Raw genomic sequence first — 17,246 nt, 5'->3', positions numbered from 1 at the left:
CACGACCATCCCGGTGTCGGCGAGGAACATCGCGAGATCCGGGTTGGAGGTGATCGCCTCGAGCACCACGTTCATCAGGCTGCCGTAGAGCGACATCAGGGCCACCACGCCGATCGTCCACCCGATCACTGCGCCGAGGTGCTGGTGCACCGTCACGCCGGCGCGGGAGGCGCGCCAGGTGGTGGCGCGGGCGGGGCCGGGGCGGGAGTCGATCATGCCGTCCCCGACGTCGCGTCGTCCGGCGAGCCAGACCGCCAGCGCGCCGAGCACGATCGCCGCGGCGATAGACAGAAGTAGAGGAGCGATCCGCGGGTCTCCGAACGGTCGGACGAGTCCGTGCCAGCCGAGCGGAGACGCCCAGGTCAGTGCGTTTTCGCGGGTGTCGCCGATCCCCCTGGTCACGAGAGTGAGTCCGGCCAGTGCCAGCGCGAACGCCCACACGGTGCGGGTGTGGGAGAAGGCCTGGGCGAGTACGGCGGTGCCGGCGGCGTAGACGCAGCCGGTGGCGGCGATGGACGCCGCGTACAGTGCGGCGCCGCCTCTGTCGATGTCGAGGGTGAAGGTCGCCGCCCACAGCGCCAGGGCGAGCAAAGAGAAAATTCCCACGACGACGACGAGGCCTGCGGTCACCGGGGCGAGGCGACCAACGCGAGCGGACAACAGGAGTTCGGTCCGACCGGTCTCCTCCTCTTTGCGGGTGGCGGCGCAGGTCAGGGCGATGGCCATGATCGGGATCGCGAACGAGACGATGAACGCGAATTCGTTCATCATCACCCCGCCGAGGGTGTCGAGTCCGGCCACCCGTCCGGTGAGCATCACCATCGCGTCGCCCAGTGAGGCGGAGTAGGTGGCGAGCTTGGCCGGGGTGTCGTACAGCGCGCCGAGGGACTGTCCGGTCGCGAGGAACAGTGCGACGAGGCCGATCACCCACGCGGCGGCGGACCGCCAGCCGGTTCGCAGTGCGATCCGGGCGAGCAGTGTCGTGCCGGCCAGTGGCGAGGTCATCCTGCGGTTCCCGCGTCGTTGCCGGTTCCCGGGTTGGTACCGGGGCCCGAGTGGGTGCCGGTTCCCGAGTAGGCATCCAGAAAGAGGTCATCGAGACTCGGCGGGGTGGCGGTGAAGGTGTGGATCCCCGCGGCGTGGAGGATCCCCGTCACCTCACCCAGCCGGGTTGCCGCGACGTGGGCGCGCACCTCGTACCGGCCGTCCACCTCGGCGATCCGCAGCCCCTCATCCTCCAGGCCCTCTGGCCGGGTGTCGGTCACCGCATGGACCTCGGTTGTGGTGTGACGTCGAAGCTCCGCGAGCGTTCCCGAGCTGACGGTCTGCCCGTCGCGGATGATGCTGACACGATCAGCCAGCGCTTCGACCTCCCCCATGATGTGGCTGGACAGCAACACGGTGGTACCGGTGTCGACGGCCTCGCGGACGCACTCCTGGAACACCTGCTCCATGAGCGGGTCCAGGCCCGAGGTCGGCTCGTCCAGGATGAGGAGGTCGGGATCGGAGGCCAGCGCCGCGATGAGGGACACCTTCTGCCGGTTTCCCTTGGAATAGTCACGGGTGCGTTTGGTGGGGTCGAGTCGAAAGCGCTCGATCAGGTCTTCACGGCGCCCCTGCTCGAGTCCGCCGAGCGCCCGGCCCAGCAGATCGATCGCCTGCCCGCCGGTGAGCCTGGGCCAGAGGGTCACGTCTCCCGGCACGTAGGCGAGCCGGGCGTGTAATTCCACCGCATCCCGCCACGGGTCCCGGCCGAACAGTTGGACCCGACCCTCATCCGCGCGCATGAGGCCGAGAAGGATTCGGATGGTCGTCGACTTACCGGCGCCGTTCGGTCCGAGGAAGCCGTGGACCTCCCCGCTACGGACGTCCAGGTCGAGCCCGTCGAGGGCGCGGGCCTTCCCGAAGATCTTGACCAATCCTTCGATCTGGATCACGGTCTCGGAATCTGGACGCATGACCAGCCCCTTCGTCGGTTCGCGACATTCGGTGGTGCGATGTCCACCACATTTGCGCCTTCCCACGCCACACTAGGTCAATGCGTACCTCGATGCCGGGCCACAGAGCCTTCGTTCCGACCACCACCGACCGACTCGTGAAGGCGGCCATGACCACGGCGGGTCGACTTCCCGCCGGACTGATCCAGCTCATCGCCGGCCGGCCTCGTCACGTGGATGGTCAGACCCTCGACCCGCACTTCCAGGCCGGCGTCAAGGTGATGTCGCTGTTGTCCAAAGGTGAGTACGAGGACATGCCCGTCGAGGAGGCACGCCTCACGCTCGATCGGTCGGCCTACACGGTGTCTGGCGACCCGATCCCCCTGGCGGTGGTCAGGGACATCGTCCTTCCGCTGGCCGGTGACGATCCCGGGAGCGCTGACCTTCCCGCGCGCGTCTACTCACTCGTCGAGACCGACGAACCCCAGCCGACGCTCATCTACTTCCACGGCGGCGGCTGGACCCTAGGCAGCATCGAATCCCACGACGCGACGTGCCGGTACATCGCCCGGATGGGCGGCGTGAAGGTCATCAGCGTGGACTACCGACTCGCCCCCGAGTTCAAGTTCCCCACCCCGGTCAACGACGTACTCGCGGCGTTCCGATACGTGCGTGACAACGCAGAGGAAGTCGGCGTGGACCCCACCCGTATCGCGGTGGGCGGCGACAGCGCGGGCGCAAACCTCGCGGCGGTCGTGTGCCAGCAGACTCGCGATGCCGGCGAGACGATGCCGGCCTTCCAGTTGCTGTTCGTACCCGCCACCAACATGTCCGCCCGCACGCAGTCCTACGAGACCTTCCGGGAGGGCTACTTCCTCACCAAGGCCAATATGGACTGGTACGAGGAGAACTACATCCGGTCCGACGACGACCGCACCGACCCGCGAGCCTCTCCCCTGCTCGCCACGGACTTCTCGGGGCTGCCCCCGGCCCACGTGGCCACCGGCGGATTCGACCCGCTTCGTGACGAGGGCGAAGCGTACGCGCGCAAAATGGCCGAGGCGGGGGTGGCGGTGTCTCTCCGTCGGCACTCGACGATGGTCCACCCGTTCGTCAACGCGGTCGGTGCGACCCCACTGGCCCGGGCCGCTCTGTCCGAAGCGGTGGGAGCACTCCGGATGGGCCTCGCGTACTGAGTGTCCCCGCCTGCCGCCGCTCGCCGGCGGCAGGCGCCCCGCCCCCTAAGGGGGCGTCAGTCCTTGGTGTCCCGGACGTCGATTCCGTGCTCGGCGAACGCCTTGAAGTCCTGCAGGTGCCGTCGCGACTGCTTGGTGAAGGAGCTGCGCATCATCGGTGCGAGCAGCTTCATCGCGCCAGTGAAGCGGTACTCCTCGTCGCTGGTCCAGATGGTCCTGCTCGGCGAGGATTCATACAGCCTGTCCAGCGTCACGCTCTCCATGCCGTCGGCGACGATCTTCCGCTCGAAGAGGACGTCGGTTTCCGTCGAGATCTCGTCCAGGGTGTCCGGTTCACGCCGGGTGATGGTCTCTGTGCACTCCATCGTCTGCTTACCCGTCTGGAATACCACGCGGGACGTTGTGCCGGGCTGCCCGTCTGAACCGCTGAGAGGTTCATGAAGCACCAACCCCCTGAGCCATTGCGGCCGCAGGGTCGGATCCGACAGAAGACGGACGACTTCCGTTCTCGGAATCGAGATCTCGATCGAGTTTGTGTACTTCATGGCGGTGTCCTCGCAGCTGTTCTCGGCAATGCCATGGGTGGGGCCAGCGGGGCTCGAACCCGCGACCAGCGGATTATGAGTCCGCGGCTCTAACCAACTGAGCTATAGCCCCTGATGCGAGCGACGAGGATCGGCCCGACGCGCGCTGGGCAATCCTAGCAAGCAGTCAATCCTGGGTTTCGGGCCACCAGACCTGACGAACCGCGGACAGTCCGTCCTCCAACTCCTCGGGTGGGTCGTCCCACGCCATGACCTTGCGGTGCCCCTGCTCGTAGTCCCCGAACCCCGGGTCGCCCTCGACGATGAAGTCGACCCACGAGTCATGCATCGCCTCCACCAGCGCTGCCGGAGCGGGGGCTCCCAGGTAGCGCTCGGCGTTCTCGCCGTCCGGGACGGCCCAGAAGAACGGCAGGTCCGCGCAGTGCCGCGCCCCGTTGCCGCCTTCCCAACGGAAGTCGTACACCCAGGTCGGATCGCCGGCCGCGAGCCGGGTCTCGGCAGTGCGGGCGACGGTGGAATGGATCGCGGCGGCATCGATGACCGAGCCCACGCTGCGTCGCAGGGAGCGGCCGTTGGATTGTCGGGCGAGCGCGCGCAGTCCCGCCCGCGGAATCTGTTGCGACAGGGCGATGAGGGCGGCGCCCGGCAGCAGTGCGGGACCGGGAAGCTTGTCGGCGATGGCTTCGAACTCCGTGGCCGTGGAGCCGATCATCAGCGGGACCTCACCCGCCTTGCCTCCGGCCACGGCCTCCAGCGGGGGAACCGGAACCAATTCCCCGCCGACCACCGGCCGGAACGGCAACGTGAACTGGTTGTCCTTGCGGAATTTCCGGTGGAACTCATCGACCGCGCCCTTGCCGCCGGCCGCCAGGGACGCGGCGGTGACCCCCTCGGGTGCCGGGGTCGACGGAGCACGCAGCACGGCAGGCGATGACGCGATAGCCCGGTGAAACAGTCCGGTGGCAGCCGGAGAACCGAGCAAGACCAGCACCGCACCGCCGCCGGCCGACTGCCCAGAGACCGTGACCCGGTCCGGATCCCCGCCGAACGCGGGGATCTCGCGCTGGACCCACTCGAGAGCGGCAATCCAGTCGAGTAGACCGCGATTGTCCGGGGCGTCGGGAAGGGGGGTGAACCCCTCGACCCCGAGGCGGTAGCCCACCGACACCACGACGATGCCCCGGCGGGCGAACGTGGAGCCGTCGAACCACGGTTGGTTGGAGGATCCGGATTCCCATCCGCCACCATGGATCCACACCATCACCGGATGCCCGCCATCGGCTCCGGAGCTTCTTCGCCCGGAATCACCCGCGGGATCGTGCTGATCGATGTCCTCTACGGGTGTCCAGACATCGACGTGCAGCACGTCCGTCCCGGCGATGATCGGTTCGGGGATCGCCGGATCAGGGTCGAAGCGCAGCCGCTGTGCGGTGGCAGCCGGCCGGGTGGCGTGCCGGAGCCCGTCCCATGACGAACGCCGGACGGGTGCGGCGAATCGCAGATCGCCGACCGGGTCCTCCGCGTACGGGATGCCGAGGAATCGGGCCACGCCGTCGCGTGCACTCCCCCGTACCCAGCCGGTGGACAACTCGACATCGACATCGGTCATGAGCACAGAGTAGCCAGAGCGGACGCTGCCCACGCTCGGAGTTGTCCGAGCGTGGGCTGCGGGGCGAGACGTGGCCGACGCCCAATGTTTGAGGGGCGCGGGGGCCGGGGAACTACTACCGGGGGAACTACTACAGGTCGTCCTTGCGGAGCTGCTCGGGGCTCTTCGGCGAGAGCAGACCGGGCGCCACGTCGAAGACGGTGTGTGCGCCGACCTGACCACTGGCGCTGAGGCGGTGCACTGCACGCGCGTAGGCCACCAGGACGCTCGCGGTGAACTCCGGGTTGCTGCCGAGGGTGAGGCTGTACTCGACGACCTGCGAGTTGCCCTCGCCGGTCTCGCCGGAACGGATGACGAACCCGCCGTGCGGCATCGCACGATGGTCGCGCGCCAGCTCCTCGGCCGTGATGAACGTGACCGTGGTGTTGTACGGCTCGAAGTAGTCCGGCATCGTCACGATCGCCTCGCGGACCGTGTCGGGGTCGGCACCCTCCTCCAGGACCACGAAGCACTCGCGGACGTGCTTGTCGCGCGTGGGCAGCTCCGGCCGGTCACCGGAGCGGACCGCCGCGATCGCGGTCTCGCTCGGCACCGTGTACTGCACACCGGCGGCCACTCCGGGGACCCGGCGGACCGCATCCGAATGGCCCTGGCTCAGTCCGCGACCCCAGAAGGTGTAGGTGTCGCCCGCGGGCAGTAGCGCCTCGCCCACGATGCGGTTGATGGAGAACATTCCGGGATCCCAGCCCGAGGAGATGAGCGCGGTGGTTCCGGCTTCCCGGGCAGGCGCATCGACGGCGGCGAAGTGCTCGGGAATGCGGGCGTGGGTGTCGAAGCTGTCCACGATGTTGAAGCGGGCCGCGAGCTCCGGGGACTGGACCGGCAGGTCGGACTTGGAGCCGCCGCACAGGATGAGGACATCGATCTCGCCGTTGTTGGAGGACAATTCCTCGTACGGGAACACCGGGGTCTCCGGGCTCAGCGTGGCCACGTCTTCAGGGGCACGACGGGTGTAGACACCCACGAGAGTCATATCGGGGTTCTGTGCGAGCGCGGCCTCCACGCCGCGGCCGAGATTTCCGTAGCCGGCGATGCCGATCCGAATCTGTGTGGTCATGTATTGCTTCTCCTGACGCTGGTTGAGCCGGTGCTCAGCGTATCGAAAGCCGGGCACGCGGCCAGGCGTGCGCCTCGGGCGCTGCCCACCCCGCCTCAATGGAGCTCGAGGCCAGGGGTAGTCCTCGGCGATGGGTCGGCAGCGATCGTCGCCGCCCCGGAGGCGCTACTGGAGGTGGACCGTTGCCGAACCGCACGCCGCGGAATGCAGATGGCGCACCTCTGACACCGCTAGATTGGACGGCACGATCCCCGCCATCACGACGACAGCCTCTGGCGGAACCCCGGGGCGGAAGGTGCCGACATGTACTCCCCTACGATCCCGAATACCCGCGACTCCCGCGTCGGTCGACGGCGCACCCATATCGGCCGCCTGGCCGCGATCGTGGGCGCCACGTCAGTGGTGCTCGCTGGCTGTTCCGGTGCCCAGTCAAGCGAGGAGGCATCTGGGACCCCGGCACCGAAGACCGTCACGGTGACCGCCGAATCCAGCGCCGCGGCGACCCCTGAGTCGAGTACCGCGACCACGACCGTGACCGCGGAGCAGTCACCGTCGCCGACACAGATCGACTGCTCCCCGTCGTCGGTCCCCGTGGCCTCTGACGCGGCTGGGATCGCGCCACCGCTCCCAGGCGAGACGTGGTCCGTCTGGCAGACCGGGAATCTCTGCGGAACGCTCGGCTATGCCGAACTCGCGACGACCGGCGGCACCGGATCGTCGCCCACACAACTACTGCTCTACAACAACGGAAAATTCCTCGGTACGGGCATCAAGTGCAACGCCCTCGGCCAGGTCTCCGGCTCCACCGACGAGTCGGTCACGGTGCAGTACCGCTGGCCGCAGGGCATGGACAGCAACGCCAACATGACCGGCCGGGCCTCGGTCACGTTCGCGTGGAACGGATCGTCGGTCGACATGCTCGGGAATCTTCCCGCGGAGGCCACGCCCGGCTGCTGACCATCGCGTTGCGTGTGCCGTGCCGTGCCGTGCATGTGCATATGCCTGTGCAGTGCATGTGCACTGCAGGAGCGGCAGGCGTGAATCAGGCGCGACCCGCGGGACGTAAGCGGTGACGGTCTGGCGGGGTAAACGGTGACTAAACGGTCACTGCCGCCCAAATGCGAAAAGCAGGTCAGAGGTTCATAGCCTCTGACCTGCCTTTTTGCTCCCCCAACTGGACTCGAACCAGTAACCCTTCGTTATTACGTCATTCGTGTCCGGCTTATTGATTCTGCCGTTTTCTGCGGGTTTACCAGCATGAACACTCCCACCGTCATTCGGGGGCATTGCGCCGGATTGTGGCGGATACTGCTCATTAAGGCGGATAGATGCCCGATCCGACGTATTGAAACCGGCGATGGTTCCCAACTGCCTCGCGCGCGGGGTTCCGACAAATGCACAACACCCCCCACGCCGCGATGACGTGAGGGGCGCTGCCGTGCCAGCACCTGGCTACGGGGCACGGCATCCGGTCGCGTTGGCCACGCCGCAACCGGGGGACTGTGGGGGGGTTACGCGGCGAGACTGGCCACGTCATCACCGGCTGCGGACACGCTCACGGTTGCCACACCACCGGGCGTCGGATCGGAGGCGTCGGGATTCGTCACTGCGTCCTGTACGTACCGCAGTTTCTCGGCGATGACGTGGCGGGTCGATTCGGCGCGGCCTGCGGTGGACGCGGCGGCGGCATATTCGGGGTCACGTTGCTGCAAGGCGTGGTCGATCATCGCCATGCCGGCCTCAGCAACCTGTCCACCCTTTGCCCGGTAGTGGTCGCTCGCGTGTTCCACGATCAGCGGTACGTCCTCAGGGGATGCGCTGGCGATCAGGTCAACCAACTCACCGGACCCGCTGGTGATGACGGATTCGAGGAACCGTAGGCGGCGCTGAAAGCGGAGTTCGGCCCGGAGCTGATCCTCCGGCGTGCCGGTGGTGGTGACCATCTGCGCCCGGAGCTGGTCCCGCTTCTGCGCTGCGGAGTCGATAGCGGCTTCTGCTGCGGCTGCCAGCTCGTCCACTTTGCTGTCCCAGTCGCCGTGCTTCCGGTATCTGGCAAACGTATTCTCCACGCCGTCGGGCGTGTGGTACCCATCCGACTTCAGGCGTCGCGCCGTGTCGCGGGCCTCGGTTCGGATGGCTTCAAGCTCGGTCTCGATCTGGCGCAAGGTCTTGCTCATGTTCCCTCCTGGGGGTTAGTGATGATTTGGTCTTGGCCCTGGTCTGCGAGTGCTGCGGCCCACGAGTCGAACCCGCCCCGCAGCTGGTCCAACAGGCTGTTGCCGTGGTGATCGTCTAAGTCGAGACGGTCAGTGAGCATCCCGGCAGTGAGTGCCTTATCTGTGGCGGTGCCGAACACACGGTTCAACGCGGTCAACGTGGCCGGGTCGATCACTTCGGCACCCGCTTCGATGTACAGGCGTCGTCCTGCCCTACGGGCGATCTCTGCCGCCATACCGGCAAGCTCGGCGCGGTCCTGGGCGAGCTGTTCTGTGCGTGTACGGGTTGCCACTTCGGTCGGCCCCCGGTCGAACTCCACCCCGGCGATTGCGGCGGCTCGGGACACGGTGGCCGTCGAGACTGCGAGCGCTCGGGAGATTTCATTGCGTCCCTTACCCTCCGCTGCCAGTTCGGCGACGGCGGGGGCAATCTCTTCGGGGAGTGTGGGCGGATCTTTTCCCGCGTTACCGGGACTGTCGCACGTCATTCGTCCTCCAGGCCGGCGAGGTCGTCGGGGATCTCGGTGAGGTCGATGATTCGTTCCTTGACGTGTTCGAGGGTTGCCTCGGTGAGCGCAAGTTCCACGATGTCGTCCATCCGGTCCACCACGTCGGGGCATTGCTTGATTGCGTCCACGATCTGTCGGACGGTGATGATCCACGTGAGGGCATCGGGGGCGGGGCGGTCGGTCATGCTGCTGCCTCCTGCTTTTGGGCGTTGGGCGGGAACTTCCACCTGGGGTCGACGGATGTGACGGCGGCGAACAGCAGAAGGCGTACGGCGTCGGTGTCCAGTGCCCGGATGAGTCGTGCGGCACGTTGTGAGCGGGCGTCCACGAGTGCATCGAGGGCGTCTTGCACGCGGCTGGACCGGGCGTTCAGCAACGTCAGTCGCGGGCTTTTCTCGGTCATGAAACCTCCATCGGTGAGGGACGAGGGGTGTACGGGTGTACGGGTTGTACACGTGGCATCTGTGCAGGTCATGGCGCATTTTGAGGCGGTGTACGGCCGGTACACCTGTACACGCGCCTCCTCCGCTAAGAGAGCTTGTACCTGTCCGGATTGGTCGAGGCCACGGTGATCTTGTTGCCCACAATCAACTCGGTGATCACCGGGTCGAAGTGCTCTCGCAGGTTGTGGCGAACGGCCTTGTAAAGGTCGCTGGAGGACGTTTCGCCCCGCTCGCTGAGGACGGTGATGATGCGGTCTCGGACCCGCTTGCGGGCTTCTCGCTCCCGGTGGTCGTCGGCGTGCAGGTTGCCCTCGGCGCGTTCCTCTGCACGGCGGACTACTTCGACCTTGCGGTCAGCGTCGAGGATGCGCTGCACTTCGTCACGTGTCGCGGTGGAGCGGTCCACGATCATCCCGGCGATCTCCCAGTCCACTACCCCGATGACAGTCCGGGACTCCATGAGGGCGAGGGCTGCCGCCACCTTTAACTGGACTAGTCGTGTGTGCCCGTCGATGTCGTCGCCGTCGAGGTCGACGTGGAGGCGGTCCTGCTGGATCTGGTCGTAGTCTGCGGTGATCTCGTGGTGGACGTTCATCTGAACATCACCGTCGAGCCGGGGCAGGGTGATCCTTAGCGGGCCGGGGTCGGCAGGTTTGCGGCGGGGTGCTTGCGGGTCACCTACTCGCGCCCACAGGACTCGCTGTGGTGTGCCGCCGGATTGCTCACCGAGTAGGGCGGCGGACCGTCGGGGTTGGACTCCGAGAACGGCGGCGAACCTGTAGGTGTGCCGGGGCACCGCGTTGCTGTTCTCGGTGGTGGCGTTCTGTGCTCCCAGCATCTCCCCCATGAACGCCTCTCGGAGTGTTGACGACAGGGTGGAGCCGGTCCGAGACGACAGTGCTGTTACTTTGTCGATCTCACTGCTGGAGAAGATCACGCGGGTTCGCAGGTGCTGTTCCTCGGGGTCGGTGCCGCGTGGCCTGTAGGCGCTGGCGATGCCTTCACCGGAGCCGAACGGCAGGACCGGGGTGGGGATCGGGTTGCCGTTGTGGTCTTGGACGATGATCTGTTCTGTAGCTGTTGTCTCGGCCACGCCCTTACCGGCACCGCTGGGGCCTACTAGGGCGACAAGGGAGTTCAGTGACCCGCGTCCGCCGACGCCGATGTCTGTTGTGACGGTCGGTTCGGTGGCGGCGAGAACCTTTGTGATTGTCAACGCGAGCAGTGCTTCCGGCCCTACGCGGCGGGCGCGCGCGAGTTGGAGGACGCGGGCGAGGTCGGCACGCATGGTGAACACGTCGGGGTGGAGTTCGTGGACTGTGGCGCTCACGCGGTCACCGCCTGGAGGTGGCGGACGGTGGGTTGGCCGATGCGTGCCCCGGCGGCGTCCATCCGCTCGGTCAGGTCGCGGTACGCCGCCCAGTACGCCCTGAGTGCGTCCCTGCGCTCCTGCGGCGGCATGTCCCACACTCGGGCACCCATGTCGGCGTGGGAGGCGATTAGGCGGCACTCGGCGCGGTCCAGCAACGCCACGGTGAGGGCCGGGAGCTGGAGGGCGTCCACGCGCCGGGTGAGCAGTTCGGCCAGCCTCACGCCGACACGCCCGTCCACGTCGCGGGCGAGGTGTCCGTCTGCTCGGAGTCGGGCGAGTAGCAGTGCCTCACCGGATTCCCCGTCGGTGGCGCAGTCGATGCGAGCCGTGTAGATGGCCCTGTTGATCGGGTCACCGAAGTCACTGTCGATGACGTACTTATTGACGTGGAGGATCGACTTGTTATCAGTGTCGCGGTGGACCATGACGGCGAGAAGATCAAGTTCTGCCGGGTCGGGTTGGGCGTTCATGCAGTCTCCTGAAACCCCATGCAAAGTGCTATGCTTTGCACATTCGGTTGGTTGAACGAACCCCTGTTGCGTGGTGGCGCGGGGGTTCGTTTTTTTGTGTTCATCGGGGCGGACGTGGGATACGTCCTCATGGGGAGTGCGGTTAGGCCGCTTCGGGCCGTATGTCGCCGATCAGCGCGTCTAGTTCGTCGAGGTCGACCCACGTGATTCGAGCATCACGGGGTGAGCGGTAGCGGGTGAGGCTGCCGTCGCGCAGGCGGGCGAAAAGCCAATGTCGGGACTTATGCGCGTACGCGGCTGCCTCAACGGCTGATAGATATTGCCGGTCGGGGCCGGGTGTCGTGGTCGTCATGCAGGTGATGATCCCGCGACGCTCCGGGTCTGAGTCGCACGCAAAACTACGGCCACAACTCGTCCTGGAGACGCTCCCGATGCATCCGAGCCAGCCCGTACCGGTGTGCGGCGTCGAGGAACTTCTCCGGGCCGACGTCACCTGCGAGGAATGCGCGGGCGTGGTCGTGGAGTTCCAAGGCTGCCTCGGTCTCGTCTCTGCAGGCCCAATCGACATCTTGGCGCGTGTTCATGCTGCGTCTCCCGTCGTGACGGTGTTGGCGTCGAGCCATGCTTCGACATCGGACATGCGGTAGCGGACACGGCGACCAAGCTTCACGTATGCGGGGCCGTTGCCCTCGTGGCGCATGAGGGCGAGGGCTTGGACTGACAGGCCGAGGTGCTCGGCAACGGTGGGCGGGGCGTACAGCGGTTCGGTTGGCATTGGGGCCACCCCTTCATTCTGGAGCATTCAGAGCCTTGTTGCTCTATATGCGAACTGTAGCCTACGCTTGGGACAGGCTCAACCGACTGGCCCACATAGTCTGTTCGCATGGAGAGCGGATACGACGGTGTGAGCGCTGCGGACTGGGCCGACGAACTAACCCGGAGAGTGGGAGACGCGATGCGCACCAGAAGGAACGAACTCGGAATATCTGCCGCCGCCGTTGCGGACAGAACTAAACGACTCGGCTACCCGATCACGCGATCCACGATTGCGAAGATCGAGTCCGGGTCACGCGCCAGCAAACTGGACCTGACGGAACTTCTGATCCTTGCCCTTGCGCTCCAGACCACCCCGGCGGCACTCATGTTCAGTGACGCGCCTGATGGCGAGTCGCGTGTTTTTCCAGCCGCTCCCCCGTTCCCCTCGGGCGACTCATACGAATGGTGGTGCGGCGAAACTGTCGGCGCTGGAATCTGGGATGTCGAACACGACAGGGACTCACTCGCTCGCGTCTCGTCGCTCCGAAGGCTTATCAGGATTCGGAACGCTAAACACCGCGAACAACTGCGGCTTTACCGGGCGCAAGGCAAGGGATATGGCGACAGTCCCCTGCTCCTAGAACTTGATGAAGATGAAGTCGAGGCCGCACGGCAAGCGGCCCGCGACGGCTGGACGGTCAAGGGCTACGGGGAGCACGACGATGGCTAGGGCACGGCTGGAGGTGGGCGAGGTCCGCACCATCCGATACGAGAAGATCGACCACCGAACAGTTCGCGCTCACAGTCGAGTAAGAGACTCCGGTGGCCGCGTCGTCAAAGTCCAGGCGGACGGCAAGAACAAGGACGAAGCCGAGACACGCCTACGGTCAGCCGCCCACCGACGGGCATTCGGGGTAGCAGAAGGCATCGGCCCCTACACCCCGCTGTGGCAGGTGGTCGAGGAATACATCACGTCGAAGGTTGAGGCCGGTGAGATTGGCCCAACGTCGGCGAACCTCTACCGTGGCGACCTGCGACGCATCAAGGGCACACCGGATGACCCGAAGATCGGACGGTTGGAACTCCACGCCTGTACCCCGGTGGTCGTCCAGGGCTGGTTGAAGGCTGAGTCGAAGCGGGCACCATCGTCCGCTAAACGCATCAAGTCACTACTCAATGGTGCGTTCGCTCTCGCCGATGAACGTGGTGTTGACCTCCAGCGCCCGGACCCGGTGGGCAAGGTGAAACTGTCGCGCCCTAAGCGGCCCACACCTCGCGCGGTGGGACTAGATGACCTCCAGGCTCTACGGGAGCGTGTACGGGCGTGGCAGGCGGGTGGAACAGGCAAGGGTGGGCGTCCCAGGTGGCAACACATGTCCGACGCGGTAGATGTCATGCTCGGAACCGGCTGCCGACCAGGCGAACTGCTCGCGCTGCGGTGGGAGGACGTCGACCTCGCATCCGATAGGCCGACGGTCACGATCTGCGGCACCGTCGTCCGCACGCCGGAGAAGGGGTTGCACCGGCAGGGCTGGGGCAAGACGTCGAACTCCTACCGCACCATCACAGTCCCGGACTTCACCGTCGCGGCGTTGATGAACATGAGGGTCAACTCCCCCGGCAATGCGCGCGGCCTGGTGTTCACGTCGGCTACCGGTGGGCTGATCGAGCTGAACAACTTTGGCCGGCGGTGGCGCGAGATACGTGGCGACGAGTACTCGTGGGTGACTCCGCACTCGTTCCGTCGGACGGTGGCGACGATCATCGACCGGAAGGCAGGGTCGGACATCGTGGCGGCGGTCCTCGGCAACACCCCGGCAGTCGCTGAGGCTCACTACATCGAGAAGATGGCGGCGGTCGCGCCGGACATGACGGACACGTTGGACGAACTCGCGCCCGACCGATAAGGCGGATAGAAGGCGGATAACCCAACAATCAAAACACCCTCCCCCTGCGGACTACTTGCAGGTGGGAGGGTGTTTCTTTTGCTCCCCCAACTGGACTCGAACCAGTAACCCTTCGATTAACAGTCGAATGCTCTGCCAATTGAGCTATGGGGGATCATCCGTGGTGCCCTGCGGTCTCGCCGGATACCGAGGACTAACCATAGTGCGTTCCCACGTACCGGACCAAATCGCCTGGTCAGGCAATATCCGGGGTGGCCCCCACCGCCTGCTCCAGCAGGCCGCGGCGGTACTCCTCCAGCGCCACGAGATCCCCGAATAGCGCGGAATACCCGTCCGGATCCTCGGCGGGGCTCATCCGCTGCACCCGGGACTTCAGGTCCGCGATCTGACCGGACACCCACACCTCCTGCAGACGCGCGAGCACACCCGAGATGTAGCGCGGCATCGCCTCCTCGGACGCGCGCAGCGTCTCCACCGCGAGCGCGCCGACCAACCGGGCCAGCCCCTCGTCCCGCGGCCCGGCATCCCGCACACCGGCCGAGACCTCGCTGACCCAGTTCGCGCCGCTCTTGCCGGCCACGCACCCACCGGCACCGGACAGGGCATCGACGATCGCCGAATACGCCGGATGCGTGAAGCACTCCTCGGGCAGGGAGTCGAAAAGCGGACCAGCCAGGCCGGGGTACTGCAGGGCAGCCTTGATGGCCTCCCTCTGCGGCCACAACACCGGATCGGCGGACGACGGCAGGGGAACCCCCGGACGGTCCGGCGGCGACTGTCGGCTGTCCGGGGAAGTGACGGCGTCGTCGTACCCTCCACCTCCACGTGGGGCACGATCCCGTTCCGGACCTGCTCCCCCACGGGGACCACCGGGGCCGCTCGGACCACCGGGACCCCGGCGCCGAACGCCCGGGCCCGACGACGGACGGCCGCGCCCCTTCTTGCGCGACTCCTCGCGGACGCGACGCACCACCAACGCCGGATCGTCCCAGCCCACCCAGCCGGCGAGCTGGCGGGCGTACTCGTCCCGCAGCGACGAATCGCGGATGTCGGCGACCACCGGCACGGTGCGGCGGAGGGCGTCGACGCGGCCCTCGGCGTGGTCCAGATCGTGCTCGGCGAGCATCGAACGGATCGCGAACTCGAACATCGGCACCCGCGCCGACACCAGGTCACGCACCGCGGCGTCCCCACGCTGCTGGCGGAGGTCGCACGGATCCTGGCCGGGCGGGGCCACCGCGACGAACGTCTTGCCGGAGAACTGCTGGTCCCCCGCGAACGCCCGCAGGGCGGCCTTCTTGCCGGCCTCGTCACCGTCGAAGGTGTAGATGATCTCGCCGCGGAAATAATTGTCATCGAGCATCAGGCGCCGCAGCGTCGACAGGTGGTCCTCGCCGAACGCGGTGCCACACGCGGCCACGGCGGTCGTGACCCCGGCGGCGTGCATGGCCATGACATCTGTATAGCCCTCGACCACCACCGCGCGACGCTGGGCGGCGATGTCCCGCTTGGCCAGATCCAGACCGAACAGCACCTGGGACTTCTTGTAGAGCATCGTCTCGGGCGTGTTCATGTACTTGCCCAGCTTGTCGTCCTCGAACAACTTTCGTGCGCCGAAGCCGATAACCTCGCCGGCCAGGTTGCGGATGGGCCACAGCAGGCGGCGATGGAAACGGTCGATGAGGGTGCCGCGGGAGCTGGTCTTGGACAGGCCCGCCGACTCGAGTTCCTTGGCCTCGAAGCCCTGGCGCATGAGGTGCTTGCTCATGGTGTCCCAGCCGGCGGGCGCGTAGCCGCACCCGAAATGCGCGGCCTGGGACATGTCGAAGCCGCGCTCGGTGAGGAAATCGCGGGCGGTCTGCGCCTCCGGGTCCTCCTGCAGCCGCTCGGCGTAGAACTTCTGGGCCGCCGCGTTGGCCTGCGCGAGCCTCGACCGGGTCCCGCGGTCACGCTGGACGATCTGGCCGCCGCCCTCGTACGAGATGCGGTAGCCGATCCGGTCCGCCAACTGCTCGACGGCCTCGACGAACCCGATGTGCTCCATCTTCATGAGGAAGGCGAAGACATCCCCGCCCTCGCCCGTGGAGAAGCAGTGGAAATAGCCGTGCTGCGGGCGCACGTGGAACGACGGGGTCTTCTCGTCCTTGAACGGCGACAAACCCTTGAGCGAATCCGCGCCGCCGGGTTTGAGCGCGACGTACTCGCCGACGATCTCCTCGATACGGGTGCGCTCGCGGATCGCGGCGATGTCCTGCTCCGGAATCCGCCCTGCCATGTCGCCCAGAGTAGCGGCCCGCGCCGGACCTCGCCGCCCCGCCGGGGTCGGGCCGATACGCTGGGCGCATGACCGTCTTCTCACACTTGACCGGTACCGCCGGACGACACCGGACCCCGGCCGCGCCGGCCCTGGCGCTGGTCGTCGCGCTCCTGTCGTCACTGCTGCTCTGGGCCGCACCGGGGGCCTCCGCCGAGCCGCCGACGCGGCTCCAGCAGCAGGTCACCGACTCCGCGGGCGTCCTGGGCGGGCGTACCGGCGAGGTGGAGGCCCGGATCGCCGAGCTGCGCTCGACCGATTCCATCAAGCTGTGGGTGACCTACGTCAACACCCTCGATGGGATCCCGGTCCGCCAGTGGGCCGAGCAGACCGGACAGATGTCCGACCTGGGGATGAATGACGCGCTGCTCGTCGTGGCGGTCCAGGACACGGCCTACTGGTTCGAGTTCGCCGATGAGACCGGCTCGACCAGTGCCAATCAGCGCGAGGCGCAGCGGATCGCCGCAGACGACATCGAGCCCGCGCTGGTCAGCCGGGACTGGGCCGGTGCCGCGATCGGGGCCGCCGACGGCCTCGAGGCCCAGGGCTCCGGATCGGAGGTCTCGCCGGTGGCGATGCTGGTGGGGATCGTCGTGGTGATCCTGCTCGTGGTGGCCCTGCTGGTCTTCACCTCCAGGCGTCGCAAGGCGCGCACCTCCAAGCAGGTCGAGGCCGCCGACGACATCCCGGGCGATGACACCGCGCGCATGTCGGCGCTGCCGACCGAGGTGCTCGATGCCCGCGCCCGCGCCGGACTGGGTGAGGCCGACCAGGCGGTCGAGGCCTCGGCCACGGCCCTGGCCACCGCCACCGGTGAGTTCGGCGAACTGCGCACCCGCCCCTTCCGGCAGGCAC

Annotated in this window: 20 protein-coding genes and 2 tRNA genes; 5 read left to right on the top strand and 17 right to left on the bottom strand. The window is 66.9% G+C overall.

Annotation, left to right across the window (positions count from 1 at the left end; translation table 11 throughout):
• Both G6016_RS11060 and G6016_RS11055 read right to left on the bottom strand, forming a co-directional pair.
• The coding region (locus G6016_RS11060; RefSeq protein WP_522731193.1) for an efflux permease Rv1217c-related protein at positions 1-1,005 on the bottom strand (1,005 nt) is incomplete at its 3' end.
• The gene (locus tag G6016_RS11055) at positions 1,002-1,958 is read right to left on the bottom strand and encodes an ABC transporter ATP-binding protein (protein WP_182632706.1); all 957 of its coding nucleotides are present in this window, start codon (positions 1,956-1,958) and stop codon (positions 1,002-1,004) included. The genes G6016_RS11060 and G6016_RS11055, both read right to left, overlap by 4 nt.
• Before the next feature lie 80 nt (positions 1,959-2,038).
• Here G6016_RS11055 and G6016_RS11050 point away from each other — a divergent pair, with 80 nt between their 5' ends.
• Positions 2,039-3,133 (top strand): alpha/beta hydrolase, encoded by a 1,095-nt coding sequence (locus tag G6016_RS11050; protein ID WP_241730222.1) that lies wholly within the window; start codon positions 2,039-2,041, stop codon positions 3,131-3,133.
• A 56-nt stretch (positions 3,134-3,189) separates the two neighbouring features.
• Here G6016_RS11050 and G6016_RS11045 read toward each other — a convergent pair whose 3' ends face one another.
• The 4 genes from G6016_RS11045 to G6016_RS11030 all read right to left on the bottom strand — a co-directional run bounded on the left by G6016_RS11045 (position 3,190) and on the right by G6016_RS11030 (position 6,404).
• Positions 3,190-3,678, bottom strand: coding sequence for an SRPBCC family protein (locus tag G6016_RS11045; RefSeq protein WP_182632705.1), 489 nt, complete (start codon positions 3,676-3,678; stop codon positions 3,190-3,192).
• Between the two features lie 38 nt (positions 3,679-3,716).
• Positions 3,717-3,790, bottom strand: a tRNA-Ile gene (locus G6016_RS11040).
• Positions 3,791-3,844: 54 nt separating this feature from the next.
• Positions 3,845-5,287, bottom strand: a complete 1,443-nt coding sequence (locus G6016_RS11035; RefSeq protein ID WP_182632704.1) for a carboxylesterase/lipase family protein — start codon at positions 5,285-5,287, stop codon at positions 3,845-3,847.
• Between the two features lie 130 nt (positions 5,288-5,417).
• On the bottom strand, positions 5,418-6,404 hold the full coding sequence (locus G6016_RS11030) for a diaminopimelate dehydrogenase (protein WP_182632703.1): 987 nt from the start codon (positions 6,402-6,404) through the stop codon (positions 5,418-5,420).
• Between the two features lie 303 nt (positions 6,405-6,707).
• On the opposite strand from G6016_RS11030, the gene G6016_RS11025 reads away from it, so the two are divergent.
• On the top strand, positions 6,708-7,361 hold the full coding sequence (locus tag G6016_RS11025) for an LppP/LprE family lipoprotein (RefSeq protein WP_182632702.1): 654 nt from the start codon (positions 6,708-6,710) through the stop codon (positions 7,359-7,361).
• Between the two features lie 554 nt (positions 7,362-7,915).
• On the opposite strand, the gene G6016_RS11020 is transcribed toward G6016_RS11025, so the two are convergent.
• From G6016_RS11020 to G6016_RS10980, 9 genes are all read right to left on the bottom strand, one after another.
• On the bottom strand, positions 7,916-8,581 hold the full coding sequence (locus G6016_RS11020; protein ID WP_182632701.1) for a hypothetical protein: 666 nt from the start codon (positions 8,579-8,581) through the stop codon (positions 7,916-7,918).
• Positions 8,578-9,108 carry a hypothetical protein gene (locus G6016_RS11015; RefSeq protein WP_182632700.1) on the bottom strand — a complete coding sequence of 177 codons (531 nt, stop codon included), beginning with the start codon at positions 9,106-9,108 and terminating at the stop codon, positions 8,578-8,580. The genes G6016_RS11020 and G6016_RS11015 overlap by 4 nt, the downstream gene beginning before the upstream one ends.
• Complete coding sequence (locus tag G6016_RS11010; protein WP_182632699.1) at positions 9,105-9,314, bottom strand: hypothetical protein; 210 nt, start codon at positions 9,312-9,314, stop codon at positions 9,105-9,107. The genes G6016_RS11015 and G6016_RS11010 overlap by 4 nt, the downstream gene beginning before the upstream one ends.
• Positions 9,311-9,532, bottom strand: a complete 222-nt coding sequence (locus tag G6016_RS11005; RefSeq protein ID WP_182632698.1) for a hypothetical protein — start codon at positions 9,530-9,532, stop codon at positions 9,311-9,313. The genes G6016_RS11010 and G6016_RS11005 overlap by 4 nt, the downstream gene beginning before the upstream one ends.
• A gap of 125 nt (positions 9,533-9,657) precedes the next feature.
• A complete protein-coding gene (locus G6016_RS11000; RefSeq protein WP_182632697.1) occupies positions 9,658-10,902 on the bottom strand; it encodes a hypothetical protein in 1,245 nt (414 codons plus the stop codon).
• Complete coding sequence (locus G6016_RS10995) at positions 10,899-11,414, bottom strand: hypothetical protein (protein WP_182632696.1); 516 nt, start codon at positions 11,412-11,414, stop codon at positions 10,899-10,901. Before G6016_RS10995 ends, G6016_RS11000 begins: the two co-directional genes overlap by 4 nt.
• A gap of 142 nt (positions 11,415-11,556) precedes the next feature.
• The gene (locus G6016_RS10990) at positions 11,557-11,766 is read right to left on the bottom strand and encodes a hypothetical protein (protein WP_182632695.1); all 210 of its coding nucleotides are present in this window, start codon (positions 11,764-11,766) and stop codon (positions 11,557-11,559) included.
• Positions 11,767-11,812: 46 nt separating this feature from the next.
• Positions 11,813-11,998 carry a hypothetical protein gene (locus tag G6016_RS10985; RefSeq protein ID WP_182632694.1) on the bottom strand — a complete coding sequence of 62 codons (186 nt, stop codon included), beginning with the start codon at positions 11,996-11,998 and terminating at the stop codon, positions 11,813-11,815.
• The gene (locus G6016_RS10980; protein WP_182632693.1) at positions 11,995-12,189 is read right to left on the bottom strand and encodes a helix-turn-helix transcriptional regulator; all 195 of its coding nucleotides are present in this window, start codon (positions 12,187-12,189) and stop codon (positions 11,995-11,997) included. Before G6016_RS10980 ends, G6016_RS10985 begins: the two co-directional genes overlap by 4 nt.
• Before the next feature lie 108 nt (positions 12,190-12,297).
• Between G6016_RS10980 and G6016_RS10975 the strand changes: the two genes are divergently transcribed.
• Entirely contained in the window at positions 12,298-12,900 is a 603-nt protein-coding gene (locus tag G6016_RS10975) for a helix-turn-helix domain-containing protein (RefSeq protein WP_182632692.1), read from the top strand.
• A complete protein-coding gene (locus G6016_RS10970) occupies positions 12,893-14,077 on the top strand; it encodes a site-specific integrase (protein WP_182632691.1) in 1,185 nt (394 codons plus the stop codon). The genes G6016_RS10975 and G6016_RS10970 overlap by 8 nt, the downstream gene beginning before the upstream one ends.
• Before the next feature lie 81 nt (positions 14,078-14,158).
• On the opposite strand, the gene G6016_RS10965 is transcribed toward G6016_RS10970, so the two are convergent.
• A tRNA-Asn gene (locus tag G6016_RS10965) sits at positions 14,159-14,231 on the bottom strand.
• An 81-nt stretch (positions 14,232-14,312) separates the two neighbouring features.
• Positions 14,313-16,352 (bottom strand): DNA primase, encoded by a 2,040-nt coding sequence (dnaG, locus tag G6016_RS10960; protein WP_182632690.1) that lies wholly within the window; start codon positions 16,350-16,352, stop codon positions 14,313-14,315.
• 68 nt (positions 16,353-16,420) lie between these two features.
• Between dnaG and G6016_RS10955 the strand changes: the two genes are divergently transcribed.
• Positions 16,421-17,246 (top strand): TPM domain-containing protein (locus tag G6016_RS10955; RefSeq protein WP_182632689.1); only part of this gene is annotated, 826 nt, incomplete at its 3' end.

The organism is Dietzia aerolata, from assembly GCF_014144865.1.
Taxonomy (GTDB): Bacteria; Actinomycetota; Actinomycetes; order Mycobacteriales; family Mycobacteriaceae; genus Dietzia; species Dietzia aerolata.
Note: the sequence above shows the minus strand (reverse complement) of the source record. Positions and strands in the feature narration are given on the sequence as shown.